We start from the raw sequence: 13,955 nt of genomic DNA, 5'->3' as shown, positions 1-13,955 counted from the left end.
TTAGCGTGTTGGACGATGATCAGCGTGCCTGATCGGTCATTTAGTGGGCGGGGGCAGGGCGACCGGCGTGAGCACCGGGCGGCCGGCGAAGTATTCCACCAGGTTGTCGGCCACGCGCTGCACAGTGTCGTGGGCGGCCTCTGGCGACAAGCCGGCCACATGCGAAGTGAGCACGGTATTGCTGAGCTTCTTGAGAGCATCGGGCACTTGGGGTTCGTCGTCGAACACATCCAGTGCTGCGCCACCGATGCGGCGTTGTTCAAGGGCGGCGACCAGGTCGGCGGTCACCACTACGCTGCCACGGCCGATGTTGACCAGGTAGCCGTTCGGGCCAAGCGCATCCAAGGCGTGGCGATCGATCAGGTGGCGCGTGCTGGCGCCACCGGGCGTGGCCAGGATCAGGAAATCCGAGGTGCGCGCCAGTTCCACCGCCGTGGCGCAGTAGGTGTAGTCGACGTCGTCGCGTGGCTGGCGGTTGTGATAACTCACCTCCATGCCGAAGCCCTGGGACGCACGCTTGGCGATTTCCAGGCCCACCGCACCCAGGCCGAGGATGCCCAGTTGCTTGCCGCCCAGGGACGGGCGCATCACCTTGGGCCATTCACCGCGGCGTACGGCGACGTCGGTCTGCGGGATGCCGCGCACCAGCGAGAGCAGTAATGCCATGGCGTGATCGGCCACCGATGGCGCATTCACCCCTGCGCCATTGGTCACGACGATCCCGCGATTGCTGGCGGCTTGCAGGTCTACGTGTTCGTAGCCGGCACCGATCACGCAGATGATTTCCAACTGGGGCAGGGCGGCGATTTCCTCGGCGTACAAGCCCAGCGGGCCACGGGTCAGCACGGCCTTGATCTGGCTGCCGTGGGCCTTGATGGCTTCGGCGCGTTCGGCGGGTGTCGGTGCCAGAATCACATGAAAGTCGTTGCCCTCGATGATGGGCAGGTATTCATTGATGGTTTCAACCAGGACCAGAACAGTGGCGGTCATCGGAAGGCTCTTCCTGAAGGGTTTGAGGGGCTGAGTATGCCGTATTTGAGCGCTCAGAAGCTGATCTCGACGGCGCTTGCACGCGTCACAAACGCGCCGGCCAGGGTGGCATTGTGGTGTTCGATAATCGCCTCGGCCTTCAGCGCCGGCGTGTCCATGCAGGTATGACCGCCTTCTGGCAGTACCACCGAAAACCCCAGTTCCACGGCGACCCGGCAGGTGGTGTCGATGCAGAACTGGGTTTTCATGCCTGCAATCACCAGCTCGTTGACCCGCGCAGCTCTCAATTGCTGTTCCAGGTCCGTGCCCAGGAAGCAACTGGGGCGGGTCTTGTTGAACAGGTGATCGCGGGATTCGTCTACCTCCAGTTCATGCCACAGCTGCCAGAGCGGGCTGCCGGCTTCAATCGGTGAGCCGGCCGGGCCGGTGTGGCGAGCCACGAAGATCGGGGCGCCGGCATCGCGCGCGCGTGCTATCAATTGGTTGAGGGTGGCGAGTACGCGTTCGCGCTCGAAGGGTTTTTCCGGACCGTCGTATAAACCGGTTTGCATGTCGATGATCAGCAGGGCGTCAGCCATGGTGTTGCTCCTTGTGATTGCCACATGGGCGGAGCAATAAAAAGGCCCCGTCCATTGCTGGCGGGGCCTTGGGTTGAATCTGTGAAGTGTCTAGCTCAAGCACTCACAGCCACCGCGCGACCCGCCGGAAGCGGTCGTGGTGGTGGTACGGGTGAGGGCGAGCTGGATAAGGTTCATGGGCCGATCATGCTGGGACGGGTGAAGGGCTGTCAACGGGTAACAGGGCCTTTCGTGCAGCAATCAGGAATTCATCCGACAGGTCATTGCCACGTGTCGCACGTGCCAGTGTCACTGCTCCGATCATCATTGCGTACTTTGCGAGCAGGGCCTGGCGGTCTTCATCGTGCAACTGCGCGAATATATCCAGCGACTTTTCGACGCCTTCGATAAACGTATGTTGCAAGGCCGTGTCGGCGGGCTCATGGCACATGTCCGGGGCGAATGCCGACACTGGGCAGCCGTCTCCGGGGTTATCGCGATGGGTGGCGGTCAAATAAGGCCCCATCACGGCCTCACGGGCCGCCTGCTGATCTACGCTGCGATCGATTTTTGCCTGCCAGCCCAAGTTCGCTTGCTCGAATGCCTGCTGGCAAGCTTCGGTGGCGAGGGCTTCCTTGGAGGCGAAGTGCCCGTAGAAACCGCCGTGGGTCAGGCCGGCTGCAGCCATGACGTCCGACAGGCTGATACCGTGCAAGCCGCGTTCGCGAAATAGGTGCGTGGCGGCCTCGACGATGATTTCGCGGTTGAGTTCGGCTTGTTTGCGTGAAACGCGAGGCATGGTATGGCTCACAGGAAGAAGGGCGGGTGCTGTATGAAAACTACAGGAATGGGTGCCATTCTTAAATAGATTTATGCGGGCATGTATTATTCCCGAGAGGCCGCTCCGTTGCGCCCCTTTTGCGCATTGGGGCGCAACCGCTGTCAGGCGATCACTGTTGGGCGCTGCGTCGCGCCTTGTCTTGCTCTGCCTGTGCAATAGGCATGAAATTGTAGGTAGGAAAAAATTCCGTGGTGTACACCCCCCACGCGCTGTTTTCGATTGCCAGGTTGACCTCTGCCAGGCGCGAGGCCGGGAGACGGAGCACGACGACCTGTCCAATGCCCATGGTGATGTTCCAACTCAGTACTTCCACCCCGGGCGGTGGAAATACCGCGTGGAACGCTTGCCTGGCCAGTTGCGTTTTTAACTCGCCCAAGGGGCGGGATTGATCATGTTTAAGAAACACGGTCAACATGACGGCGTTATCGGCAGTGATGGGCGTAGTCTTTTCATTCAGCGCAACAGCGGTTTGTGCAGTCGCTGAAACTGGCAATAGCGCGGCGGCCAGTAGTGCAGGTAATAACAATAAATGGAGAGGGTTACGTTTATTCATGGTTGGGCACCTTGCTCATTGTTGTTTGTATTGGCGATGTTTGATTAATTCGACATGGCGGTCTTGATTGGACCTTTATAGGGGGCGTGCACGACATAGATGCGTACGGGCGGTTGCGTGGGGATCATGTTGCGCGGTACTTCGCGAGAGTAAGTGAATTCACGGTTATCAAGTTTCTCCAGGCGCCTGACGATTGTTCTGTTCGGGCCGAGATCAGGGAACAGGATATGGGTCTTGCGGTCTCCCGTGACCATGAAATACCCGCCGCCGCCATCGGCATGCTTTGAACGGCCGGTGTCGGTGTAGAAGAATTCATAGCGATTGCGCAGTGGATCCCACATTTATATGCCAACGACGCCGGGGTAGTTGGCCTTGACGTCTTTGTCCGGTTCCCCCTCAACATAGACTTTGGTGGTCAACCATTGCGCAGAAGAGGCCAGCGCTTGAATGTCCGCTTCAGGTTCCAGCTGTTCTGCACTATTGGCGTGCGCGCTGAACATGCATGAGAGTAACAGACTGATGAGCACACATTTAAATCTTCGCATTGTCGAATTCCTGTTGTTTTCAATAAGCGACATTGTTTTTTTTGTGGGGTCTGCTGCGGGTGATATTAGTTTCAGCGTGGGTGGTTGCTCAATGACTATGTAGGGTTGTGTAACAATTAACGCCGCACTTTGCTTATTATTTTAGTTGGATAGCTATTTGCGTCTGATTGGGTTGTAGGCCGATTCTCTAAATAGGCCAAGTTCAGTTTAAACGCGACGACTTGGGTGCAGCCGTGAAGAGCACTTTCCGCTCGCGCCAAATGGTGTTGGCATGCCCGCAACCTTCGCTTATGGCGGCCCTAGAGCGCCTGCACCGGTACACCGTTCCTCAGCTAAGTCTTTGCTTATTCAAGAGAATCCCGGACAATCACGGCCCTTCTATGGTCGGGGCGCTGCCTGTCAGGTTTTTCTGACTCGTCCCGGCTATGTAAATGCGGAGATCCGACCGGATGAATGATCAGGCCAATAGCGTCGACGAACGCTATGCAACGACACCTGCAACCCTCACGAGCTGGAGCCGCCAGGACACCACCTGGATGCTTGGCCTGTTCGGCACCGCTATTGGCGCCGGTACCTTGTTCCTGCCGATCAACGCCGGCCTGGGCGGCTTCTGGCCCCTGGTAATCCTTGCGCTGCTGGCGTTCCCGATGACCTTCTTCGCCCACCGTGGTCTGACCCGTTTCGTGCTGTCTGGCCGTGAAGGCTCGGACATCACTGACGTTGTCGAAGAACATTTCGGCATCAAGGCCGGCGCGCTGATCACGTTGCTGTACTTCTTCGCGATCTTCCCGATCCTGCTGATCTACAGCGTCGCGTTGACCAACACGGTCGGCAGCTTCATGGAGCATCAACTGCACATCATGCCGCCGCCACGGGCGATCCTGTCGTTCGTGCTGATCCTCGGCCTGCTGGCCGTGGTGCGTTGCGGCGAGCAAGTGATCGTCAAGGCCATGAGCTTGATGGTGTACCCGTTTATCGTCGCCTTGCTGTTCCTGGCGGTTTACCTGATCCCGCACTGGAATGGCGGCATCCTCAGCACCGCCAGTCAGGTCCCGACGCCGTCCGCGCTGCTTAACACCTTGTGGCTGGCGATCCCGGTGATGGTGTTCTCGTTCAACCACTCGCCGATCATCTCGGCCTTCGCGGTGGACCAGAAGCGCCAGTACGGTATCCATGCCGATGAGCGCAGCTCGCAGATCCTGTCCCGCGCGCATCTGTTGATGGTGGTGATGGTGCTGTTCTTCGTGTTCAGCTGCGTGCTGACCCTGTCGCCGGCGCAACTGGCCGAGGCGAAGGCACAGAACCTGTCGATCCTGTCGTACCTGGCCAACCACTTCAATAACCCGACCATCGAGTTCGCAGCCCCCTTGATCGCGTTTGTGGCGATTACCAAGTCGTTCCTGGGGCATTACATCGGTGCCAGTGAAGGCCTCAAGGGCCTGGTGTTGAAGACGGGTCGTCGTCCGGGTGCGAAGCGCCTGGATCGCATGACCGCCGCCTTCATGCTGGTGGTGTGCTGGATTGTGGCGACATTGAACCCAAGCATTCTCGGCATGATTGAGGCGCTGGGCGGTCCGATCATTGCTTCGATCCTGTTCCTGATGCCGATGTATGCCATCCGCAAGGTGCCGGCCATGGCCAAGTACCGTGGGCAGGCGTCCAATGTGTTTGTCACGGCGGTTGGTCTGGTGGCGATCACTGCAGTGGTTTATTCGCTTTTTGCTTGAGCCTGATGCGGTCTATCCGACTGCGCAGGGTTAAAAATGTGGGAGCGGGCTTGCTCGCGAATGCGGTGTATCAGCCACATCACTGATACACCGCATTCGCGGGCAAGCCCGCTCCCACAGTTGGTTTAGGGTGTTGCCGATGCTGTTTTGCAGGCATAAAAAAACGCCGCGTACCTTGCGATACGCGGCGTTTTTTATGTCAACACACCCTTAGGCTTGAATCACCGGGATGTTGGCGCTTGCGGCGATCTTGCGGAACTCAGCGATCTGGTCGAAGTTCAGGTAGCGGTAGACGTCACTGGCCATGGTGTCCAGTTTCGCTGCGTAGCCCATGTACTCTTCGACGGTCGGCAGGCGACCCAGGGTAGAAGCTACTGCCGCCAGCTCGGCCGAAGCCAGGTAGACGTTAGCGCCGTCACCCAGACGGTTCGGGAAGTTACGGGTCGACGTCGACACAACGGTCGAGTTCGGTTCTACACGTGCCTGGTTACCCATGCACAGCGAGCAGCCCGGCATTTCCATGCGCGCGCCAGCCTTGCCGTAGATGCCGTAGTAGCCTTCTTCGGTCAGTTGGTGAGCGTCCATCTTGGTCGGAGGCGACAGCCACAGACGGGTAGGCAGCTGGCCCTTGACTTGCTCCAGCAGCTTACCGGCCGCGCGGAAGTGACCGATGTTGGTCATGCACGAACCGATGAACACTTCGTCGATCTTCTCGCCGGCAACGCTCGACAGCAGACGGGCATCGTCCGGATCGTTCGGTGCGCAGAGGATCGGCTCGTTGATCTCGGCCAAGTCGATTTCGATGATTTCAGCGTATTCCGCGTCGGCATCGGCTTCCATCAGCTCAGGGTTCTTGACCCAGGCTTCCATCGCTTGGGCGCGACGTTCCAGGGTACGTGGGTCACCGTAGCCTTCACCGATCATCCAGCGCAGCAGGGTGATGTTGGAGTTCAGGTACTCGGTGATCGACTCTTTCGACAGCTTGATGGTGCAACCGGCAGCCGAACGTTCAGCCGAGGCGTCGGACAGCTCGAAAGCCTGCTCCAGCGTCAGGTCGTTCAGGCCTTCGATTTCCAGGATGCGGCCGGAGAAGGCGTTCTTCTTGCCTTTCTTCTCTACGGTCAGCAGACCCGACTGGATCGCGTAGTAAGGAATGGCATGAACCAGGTCACGCAGGGTGATGCCAGGTTTCATTTTGCCTTTGAAACGCACCAGGATCGATTCCGGCATGTCCAGTGGCATGACGCCAGTGGCTGCGGCGAACGCGACCAGACCGGAACCGGCCGGGAACGAGATGCCCATCGGGAAACGGGTGTGGGAGTCACCACCGGTGCCGACGGTATCCGGCAGCAGCATGCGGTTCAGCCAACTGTGGATGATGCCGTCGCCTGGACGCAGGGATACACCGCCACGGGTCATGATGAAGTCAGGCAGGGTGTGGTGGGTGGTCACGTCGATCGGCTTTGGATAGGCCGCGGTGTGGCAGAACGACTGCATCACCAGATCGGTCGAGAAGCCCAGGCACGCCAGGTCTTTCAGTTCGTCACGGGTCATCGGACCGGTGGTGTCCTGGGAACCCACGGTGGTCATCTTCGGTTCGCAGTAGGTGCCAGGACGAACGCCTTTGCCTTCTGGCAGACCGCAGGCCTTGCCGACCATTTTCTGTGCCAGGGTGAAGCCTTTGCCGGTGTCGACAGGCGCTTCCGGCAGCTTGAACAGATCGGTTGGGCCCAGGCCCAGCTCGGCACGGGCCTTGTCGGTCAGGCCGCGACCGATGATCAGCGGGATACGGCCGCCGGCGCGGACTTCGTCCAACAGCACCGGGGTCTTCATTTCGAAGGTGGTGATGACTTCATCGGTACCGTGCTTGCAGACTTTGCCAGCATGCGGGTACAGGTCGATCACGTCGCCCATGTTCATGTTGGTAACGTCGAACTCGATTGGCAGTGCGCCAGCATCTTCCATGGTGTTGTAGAAGATTGGAGCGATCTTGCTGCCGAAGCAGAAGCCGCCGGCGCGCTTGTTCGGCACGTAAGGCACGTCGTCGCCGAAGAACCACAGTACGGAGTTGGTCGCGGATTTACGCGAGGAACCGGTACCGACCACGTCACCGACGTAGGCGATCGGGAAGCCTTGGCCGCGCATCTCTTCGATCTGCTTCATCGGGCCGGTCTTGCCTTGCTCATCCGGCACGATGCCTTCACGGGCCATTTTCAGCATGGCCAGGGCGTGCAGCGGGATGTCAGGACGGGACCAGGCATCAGGAGCCGGGGACAGGTCGTCGGTGTTGGTTTCGCCGGTGACCTTGAAGACGCGCAGGCTGATCTTGTCGGCCAGGGTAGGGCGGTTGCGGAACCACTCGCCGTCGGCCCAGGACTGGATCACGGCTTTGGCGTGTTCGTTGCCGTTCCTGGCTTTTTCAGCCACGTCGTGGAACGCATCGAACATCAGCAGGGTGTGCTTGAGTTGGGCGGCGGCGACCGGAGCCAGTGCGGCGTCGTCCAGCAGCTCAACCAGGGTCACGATGTTGTAGCCGCCTTGCATAGTGCCAAGCAGTTCAACGGCGCGTTTCTTGTCGATCAGGGGGGAAGTGGCTTCGCCCTTGGCCAGGGCAGACAGGAAACCGGCCTTGACGTAGGCAGCTTCGTCAACGCCTGGTGGAATGCGGTTGGTGATCAGGTCAACGAGGAATTCTTCTTCGCCAGCCGGAGGATTTTTCAGCAGCTCGACCAGGCCTGCGGTTTGTTCGGCGTTAAGCGGCTGGGGAACAATACCCAGGGCTGCACGCTCTTCGATATGTTTGCGGTAGGCTTCAAGCACAGTTATTACCCTCATCAGTGGTCCCACGGGACGCTCATCCAGAAATGAACGGCACGCATGCGCTCAGGGGCTTTTTGGGCCGCAAAGCCAGCGCTGCCGGCATTCCTCACAGAAGCTGCTTTCAAAGTTTTACGCCTGCAGAACGGAGCTGATGAGGGTTGGCGAGGGCTCTGACCTACCGAGTCATGGACCATCGCCAACACCGTTCTGAAGGAACGACTGTGCTCGTGACGCTTTGAAAACAGCTTCCAGCGGATTATTGGCGCCTTACAAGGCCGGATGATTCTACGGCAAAAAATTTCTAAAGGTAAGTTGCCTCACCAAGTTTGAAGGGTGATCACGCTTAGACAAAGGGCTAACATGGCGCATTGTTTCGCTGATTTGCGTGTCGTTGCCCATGTCCAACCAAACCATCAAGACCCCCTGCGTCGGCCTGTGCTCCACGGTCTACGGCGATCTCGTGTGCCGTGGCTGCAAGCGCTTCCACCACGAAGTGATCCAGTGGAATGGCTATAACGAAGAGGAAAAACGCGCGGTCTGGCTACGCTTGGAGCAACTGTTGGTGCAGGTGATGGCCGGCAAGCTGGAGGTGTTCGACCCCAAGACCCTGCGCGGCCAGCTGGAGCAGCGCAAGATTCGCTTCGTGCCGCACCAGTCCGAGTATTGCTGGGCATACCAGTTGATCGCCCGTGGTGCGCGGGTGATTTCCAACTTGGAGGCTTACGGCATGGTGCTGTTGCCGGAATTTCGCGACTGGTCCTTGCCGGACCTGCGTGATGCCATTGATCGGGAGTTTTTTATCCTGTCAGAGGCGCACTACCAGCGCTATATCGCGCCAAACTTTCTCAAAGATGTATTTTCCAACGGATAACGCGCAACCCAATGTGGGAGCGGGCTTGTTCGCGAATGCGGTGTGTCAGTGAATGAATAATTTACTGAACCACCGCATTCGCGAGCAAGCCCGCTCCCACAAAGTTGATCGCAGTCGTTCGGAAGACCCCGTCAGGCCTTGGTAGCCAGTTCTCCCAGCTGATCCATCAGCGTGTCGGGCTTGAGCACCAGCACATCGCTTTCCACGGCATCCAGTATCACCTCCGCCGTATTGCCGATCAGCGCCCCGGTAATCCCGGTGCGCGCCACCGTACCGATAATTGTCACGGCTGCCTGCCACTTATGGGCAGCGAACGGGATCAGCACATCCGCCGGGCCTTCCTCAATGTGCAAGTGTGAGTCGTCCACATCAAACTCTGCCTGGAACGCCTTGCATTGCTCGCGATAACGCGCCTCGATGGTTTCCTTGAGCTGAAACGTCGGGTCCGCCGCCGACAACATCGGCGACGGATGGGCGCTGATCACATGCAATTGCGCCTTGGCCAAGCTGGCGATATCAAAACCATGGTCAATGATCGCGTTGTGCAGAGAGCGGTGCTCGCCATCGGTATTGCCGACATCGATGGCCGCCAAAATCACCCCGCCGGTCCATGGCTTGGCGGTCTTGACCAGCAGCACCGCTGTAGGGCAATAGCGCAGCAACTTCCAGTCGGCAGGCGTCAGCAGCGCCTTTTTCAATGGACTGTCGGGGAAGTGTTGCTTGATCACCAGCCCGCAACCCTCCGCCTGCTGCACGTCGATAATGGTTTCATGCAGGCTGGCATTCCAGGCCTGCTCGGTGCTGACGCTGTATCCGTCTTCGTGCAAACCCGACTTGAGCAGGGCCAGCAGCGCCGAGTGCTCGTGCTTCTTGTCGCAGACCAGCAAATGCAGGTGCGCGCCGGTGACCCCGGCGATCAGCTTGGCACGCTTGAGGGCCAGGCTTTCCGAATGCTCGGGCTCGATGACCACCAGGATGCTGCGGATGGCTTGCATGGTCGGGATCTCCAAAAAGGGTGGGCCTGGAACAACTATAGTTGCTGCACGGCAGACTTCATGTTGATGCACATCAAGGCCGGTGGCTGGTGGTCTGCGGCGGGGTCGGTATAATCGCCGGCCTTTTGTGATCCTTTTGCCCGTGAGCCCGATGAACCTGCCAGACATCCACGAATTCCTCGGTTGCCGCACCCCTGACGCCTGGGTCCAGGCCGCGCTGGCCGATCAGGACACCCTGCTGATCGACCACAAGAACTGCGAATTCAAAGCCGCCAGCACCGCCCTGAGCCTGATCGCCAAGTACTACAGCCATGTGGACCTGATCAACATGATGTCGCGCCTGGCCCGTGAGGAGCTGGTGCACCACGAACAAGTCATGCGCCTGATGAAAAAGCGCAAAGTCGAGTTGCGCCAATTGAATGCTGGTCGGTATGCCTCGGGTTTGCGCAAAGTGGTGCGCACCCATGAACCTGTCAAGCTGGTGGACACCCTGGTGGTGGGCGCTTTTATCGAAGCGCGCAGTTGTGAGCGTTTCGAAGCCTTGGTGCCGCATTTGGACGAAGAACTCGGCAAGTTTTACTTCGGCCTGCTGAAAAGCGAGGCGCGGCACTTCCAGGGTTACCTCAAGCTGGCCTACCAATACGGCGACGCCAAGGACGTCGCCCAGGTGATCGAGCGGGTGAGGGCGGCCGAGCAGGAACTGATCGAGTCACCCGACATCGAGTTCCGCTTTCACAGTGGCGTGCCAGCCTGAGGCCACGGCCGCGCCGATCAGCGCGGTGATTCCGGCGAGCAGCAGGATCACCGGCTGTGTACCCAGCGGTGCTGCCAACACTGCTATCGCCAAGCCTGCCAAAGGTTGCGGCAGGTTGTTGAGCAAGGTGATCACGCCCACGGTCTTGCCGAAGTCCTGCACGGGAATCACCCGCTGACGGGTGCTGCGCAGGTAGACGTTGAACATCTTGTCGAAACCGGTGACCAGCAGGAAGCCCACGGCGTATAGCCATATGCCGGGGCTGATCGCCATGATCACTGCACCTACCGCAATCATCGAATACGACAACCCGCCCAGCACCCTCAGCGGGAGCCCGGCCCGCGCCAGGTAAAACAGAATCCCGATGGTCACCAAGGCGCCGGCTGCCTGCAGCAGGGCATAGGTGTCCTTGTCTTGCGCAAATTGGCCGGTCACCATCGCCGCAGATGTGGCCAGCGTGACACCAATGATCAAGTTGACGCCCACGGCCAGCGTAATGATCCGCTTCAGTTCCGGCAGGCTGCGGATATGCCCGAAGGCAATCTTCAGTGGCTGCAGCCAGATATCCCGATGCTGCTCGAACGTTTCCAGCTGTGTCGTGCTGGAGCGTTGCCACGCCCGCATCGCCAGGTCGGCCAATAAGAACAGCCCGGCCACCCCGAGTACGACCCAATACCAGGCCCACACTTCCAGCATCAGCGCGGCCACCAATGGCCCGAGCACCAGCCCGCTCTGGTCAGCAATCTGTGAATAGGAAAGTGTCTTGGCATAGCTGTAGTGGGGGAAGACATGAGGCATCAGCACTTCCCGCGCCATGATGCCCTGGGTGGTCAACACGCCGCAGAGCGCCGAGAGCAGCACGATCCAGAGGATACCGTCGAAGACCCCGTACAAAACCACGGCCACCCCGCAAGCCAGCGCCCGGCAAACCTGGCTGATATGCAGGATGCGCACCGGCGCGAACTTGTCGCACAATGCGCCACACACCGGGAACGCGAGATAACGCGGCAGCGACTCGACAAAGAATGCAAGTCCAGCCCAAGCCACGCTCTGGGTAGTCTGGAACACGATCAAGGGCACGATAAACAGCAGAATCTGGTCGGCCAGCCGCGACAAGAACAGCGAAACAAAGAACGCCAGGTAATCCTTGCGCATACAACTCCCTGTGGTTGGCGTTAAAGATTGCAGGTTATTTGTTAAAAACTCTTAAAAACATGAACCTTCGTGGCCAATCCTGGCCAGCGGCTTCAGTTGTCCAGCTTGCCACCTATAATGCCCGCTCTTCAATCCGTGTCTGCAGACTGAGAACTTATGGAAAACCTGGGGCTGGGCAAGGTCTTGCTCGTTGAGGACGACGAAAAACTGGCAGGGCTGATCGCGCACTTTCTCGCGCAGCATGGCTTTGAGGTACGCGTGGAGCATCGGGGCGATGAGGCCTTGGCGGCGTTTCTCGCGTTCAAGCCGAAGATCGTCGTACTTGACCTGATGTTGCCGGGCCAGAGTGGCCTGCATGTGTGTCGCGCAATTCGCGCGGTGTCCGACACGCCGATCGTGATCCTCACGGCCAAGGAAGACGACCTGGACCATATCCTTGGCCTGGAGTCCGGTGCCGACGATTATGTCATCAAGCCGATCAAGCCCCCTGTGTTGCTGGCGCGCCTGCGTGCCTTGCAACGACGTCAGGCGCCGGAGCCGACGGTGCGCGGGGCGCTGGCCTTCGGGCGGCTGGCCATCGATCGCAGTTGCCGCGTGGTCAGCCTTGGCGATGACAAGATCGACCTCACCACCATGGAGTTTGAACTGCTGTGGCTGCTGGCCAGTAACTCGGGGACGATCCTGTCCCGCGATGACATCCTCAACCGCATGCGCGGCATTGCGTTCGACGGGCTCAACCGCAGTGTCGATGTCTACATCAGCAAACTGCGCAGCAAACTCAACGACAACCCGCGCGAACCAGTGTGCATCAAGACCATCTGGGGCAAGGGCTACCTGTTCAACCCGTTTGCGTGGGAGGCCTAGATGCTGCGGCTCTATATCCGCCTGTACATCATCCTTGCGCTAGGCCTGGCGGGCGCTATCTGGCTGGTCAACTACACGTTCGACGAGCTTCTTCCCGAGGCCAACGAAACCTATAACCGCGAGGCCATGCGCGGCCCGGCCTATGCTTTGGTCGAGCAGTTGCGACCCTTGCTCGGTGATGCCCGCCAAGCGCGTCTGGGCGAGTTGCAACCCCATTACGGTCTGCACCTGAAACTGGTCCAGCGCGATGACCTGGCGCTGAACCCGCGTGAGCAACAGTTGCTGGCGGCTGGGCAGTTGGTGGTGCGTGGCGATTTCATGGAGTTCATCGCCAATCTCGACGGCGGCCCGCAATTGCTCAATATCAAGCTGCCCGACGAGCCTAAATGGCTGTACTTGTGGGCCTACAGCCTGTTGGGGCTGAGCCTGGCGATCGTGCTGTATTTCTGGGTTCGGCCGCACTGGCGCGATCTAGAGCATATCCGTCTGGCGGCGCAACGTTTCGGTGACAACGAGCTCAGCTCGCGCATCCTGCTGCCGCGCCGTTCCACCGTGCGTGAGCTGGCGGGGCACTTCAACCAGATGGCCGAGCGTATCGAAAGCCTGATCGCCAACCAGCGCGAACTCACCAACGCCGTGTCCCACGAACTGCGCACGCCCATTGCACGCCTCTCGTTCGAACTCGACCAACTCAAGCAGCAGGCCGACCCGCGCCAGCGTGGCGAATTGATTGCTGACATGTATGCAGACCTGGGCGAACTGGAAGAAATGGTCTCCGAACTGCTTACCTATGCCAGCCTGGAACGTGGCGCCACCCAGGTCACACGCGAAAGCATCGAGGCCCTCAGCTGGCTCGACAGCGTGATCGGCAGTGTGGCCCTGGAGGCCGAGGCGGCGGGTATTCAATTGTCGTTGCGCACGTGTGAGGTGGACTTTATCCAGATCGAGCCACGCTTTATGGCACGTGCGGTGATCAACCTGTTGCGCAACGCCATCCGCTACGCCGAGCGTCGGGTGGAAGTCTCGCTGGTCAAGTTCGGCAGCGGCTACGAAGTGCGGGTGTGTGACGACGGGCCCGGCGTCCCGGAGGACGGCCGGGCGAAGATTTTCCAACCCTTCATGCGCCTGGACGCGAGTCGCGATCGCCGTACCGGCGGCTTCGGCCTGGGCCTGGCGCTGGTGCAGCGGGTGTCGCAGTGGCATGGCGGCCAGGTGCAGGTGTTGGACTCGGAATGGGGCGGCGCCTCATTCCGAATGACGTGGGCGTACGTTGAGTCATAGGG

At 59.6% G+C, this 13,955-nt stretch carries 12 protein-coding genes and 1 pseudogene; 5 read left to right on the top strand and 8 right to left on the bottom strand.

Annotated features, from left to right (window positions below):
* Positions 1-36 precede the first annotated feature (36 nt).
* From PF1751_RS14735 to PF1751_RS28900, 5 genes and pseudogenes are all read right to left on the bottom strand, one after another.
* On the bottom strand, positions 37-990 hold the full coding sequence (locus PF1751_RS14735; protein WP_010210060.1) for a 2-hydroxyacid dehydrogenase: 954 nt from the start codon (positions 988-990) through the stop codon (positions 37-39).
* Between the two features lie 53 nt (positions 991-1,043).
* On the bottom strand, positions 1,044-1,568 hold the full coding sequence (locus PF1751_RS14730) for a cysteine hydrolase family protein (protein ID WP_044287277.1): 525 nt from the start codon (positions 1,566-1,568) through the stop codon (positions 1,044-1,046).
* A 184-nt stretch (positions 1,569-1,752) separates the two neighbouring features.
* On the bottom strand, positions 1,753-2,346 hold the full coding sequence (locus PF1751_RS14725) for a TetR/AcrR family transcriptional regulator (protein ID WP_010210063.1): 594 nt from the start codon (positions 2,344-2,346) through the stop codon (positions 1,753-1,755).
* A 151-nt stretch (positions 2,347-2,497) separates the two neighbouring features.
* Positions 2,498-2,941 carry a hypothetical protein gene (locus PF1751_RS14720; RefSeq protein WP_010210064.1) on the bottom strand — a complete coding sequence of 148 codons (444 nt, stop codon included), beginning with the start codon at positions 2,939-2,941 and terminating at the stop codon, positions 2,498-2,500.
* A gap of 44 nt (positions 2,942-2,985) precedes the next feature.
* Positions 2,986-3,441: pseudogene (locus tag PF1751_RS28900) on the bottom strand (DUF4822 domain-containing protein).
* Between the two features lie 494 nt (positions 3,442-3,935).
* On the opposite strand from PF1751_RS28900, the gene PF1751_RS14710 reads away from it, so the two are divergent.
* Complete coding sequence (locus PF1751_RS14710) at positions 3,936-5,213, top strand: HAAAP family serine/threonine permease (protein ID WP_010210068.1); 1,278 nt, start codon at positions 3,936-3,938, stop codon at positions 5,211-5,213.
* 210 nt (positions 5,214-5,423) lie between these two features.
* Here PF1751_RS14710 and acnB read toward each other — a convergent pair whose 3' ends face one another.
* Positions 5,424-8,033, bottom strand: a complete 2,610-nt coding sequence (acnB, locus tag PF1751_RS14705) for a bifunctional aconitate hydratase 2/2-methylisocitrate dehydratase (RefSeq protein WP_010210070.1) — start codon at positions 8,031-8,033, stop codon at positions 5,424-5,426.
* Between the two features lie 397 nt (positions 8,034-8,430).
* On the opposite strand from acnB, the gene PF1751_RS14700 reads away from it, so the two are divergent.
* The gene (locus PF1751_RS14700; RefSeq protein WP_044287276.1) at positions 8,431-8,904 is read left to right on the top strand and encodes a DUF1289 domain-containing protein; all 474 of its coding nucleotides are present in this window, start codon (positions 8,431-8,433) and stop codon (positions 8,902-8,904) included.
* Positions 8,905-9,035: 131 nt separating this feature from the next.
* Here PF1751_RS14700 and PF1751_RS14695 read toward each other — a convergent pair whose 3' ends face one another.
* A complete protein-coding gene (locus PF1751_RS14695; protein WP_010210073.1) occupies positions 9,036-9,899 on the bottom strand; it encodes a universal stress protein in 864 nt (287 codons plus the stop codon).
* 151 nt (positions 9,900-10,050) lie between these two features.
* On the opposite strand from PF1751_RS14695, the gene PF1751_RS14690 reads away from it, so the two are divergent.
* The gene (locus PF1751_RS14690) at positions 10,051-10,653 is read left to right on the top strand and encodes a MiaE family protein (protein WP_010210074.1); all 603 of its coding nucleotides are present in this window, start codon (positions 10,051-10,053) and stop codon (positions 10,651-10,653) included.
* Here the strand turns inward: PF1751_RS14690 and PF1751_RS14685 are convergent.
* Entirely contained in the window at positions 10,609-11,808 is a 1,200-nt protein-coding gene (locus tag PF1751_RS14685; protein WP_010210076.1) for an MFS transporter, read from the bottom strand. The two genes, PF1751_RS14690 and PF1751_RS14685, sit on opposite strands and share 45 nt — an antisense overlap.
* A 156-nt stretch (positions 11,809-11,964) precedes the next feature.
* Between PF1751_RS14685 and PF1751_RS14680 the strand changes: the two genes are divergently transcribed.
* Both PF1751_RS14680 and PF1751_RS14675 read left to right on the top strand, forming a co-directional pair.
* Positions 11,965-12,672, top strand: a complete 708-nt coding sequence (locus tag PF1751_RS14680) for a winged helix-turn-helix domain-containing protein (protein WP_010210077.1) — start codon at positions 11,965-11,967, stop codon at positions 12,670-12,672.
* Positions 12,673-13,953, top strand: a complete 1,281-nt coding sequence (locus PF1751_RS14675; protein ID WP_010210078.1) for an ATP-binding protein — start codon at positions 12,673-12,675, stop codon at positions 13,951-13,953.
* Positions 13,954-13,955 lie beyond the last annotated feature (2 nt).

It is taken from the genome of Pseudomonas simiae, from assembly GCF_000934565.1.
GTDB lineage: Bacteria > Pseudomonadota > Gammaproteobacteria > Pseudomonadales > Pseudomonadaceae > Aquipseudomonas > Aquipseudomonas simiae.
Note: the sequence above shows the minus strand (reverse complement) of the source record. Positions and strands in the feature narration are given on the sequence as shown.

What these genes read in the sequence shown, in the direction of transcription:
- PF1751_RS14735 (WP_010210060.1), bottom strand. Translation starts at nt 990, where the DNA reads ATGACCGCCACTGTTCTGGTCCTGGTTGAAACCATCAATGAATACCTG.
- PF1751_RS14730 (WP_044287277.1), bottom strand. Translation starts at nt 1,568, where the DNA reads ATGGCTGACGCCCTGCTGATCATCGACATGCAAACCGGTTTATACGAC.
- PF1751_RS14725 (WP_010210063.1), bottom strand. Translation starts at nt 2,346, where the DNA reads ATGCCTCGCGTTTCACGCAAACAAGCCGAACTCAACCGCGAAATCATC.
- PF1751_RS14720 (WP_010210064.1), bottom strand. Translation starts at nt 2,941, where the DNA reads ATGAATAAACGTAACCCTCTCCATTTATTGTTATTACCTGCACTACTG.
- PF1751_RS14710 (WP_010210068.1), top strand. Translation starts at nt 3,936, where the DNA reads ATGAATGATCAGGCCAATAGCGTCGACGAACGCTATGCAACGACACCT.
- PF1751_RS14700 (WP_044287276.1), top strand. Translation starts at nt 8,431, where the DNA reads ATGTCCAACCAAACCATCAAGACCCCCTGCGTCGGCCTGTGCTCCACG.
- PF1751_RS14695 (WP_010210073.1), bottom strand. Translation starts at nt 9,899, where the DNA reads ATGCAAGCCATCCGCAGCATCCTGGTGGTCATCGAGCCCGAGCATTCG.
- PF1751_RS14690 (WP_010210074.1), top strand. Translation starts at nt 10,051, where the DNA reads ATGAACCTGCCAGACATCCACGAATTCCTCGGTTGCCGCACCCCTGAC.
- PF1751_RS14685 (WP_010210076.1), bottom strand. Translation starts at nt 11,808, where the DNA reads ATGCGCAAGGATTACCTGGCGTTCTTTGTTTCGCTGTTCTTGTCGCGG.
- PF1751_RS14680 (WP_010210077.1), top strand. Translation starts at nt 11,965, where the DNA reads ATGGAAAACCTGGGGCTGGGCAAGGTCTTGCTCGTTGAGGACGACGAA.
- PF1751_RS14675 (WP_010210078.1), top strand. Translation starts at nt 12,673, where the DNA reads ATGCTGCGGCTCTATATCCGCCTGTACATCATCCTTGCGCTAGGCCTG.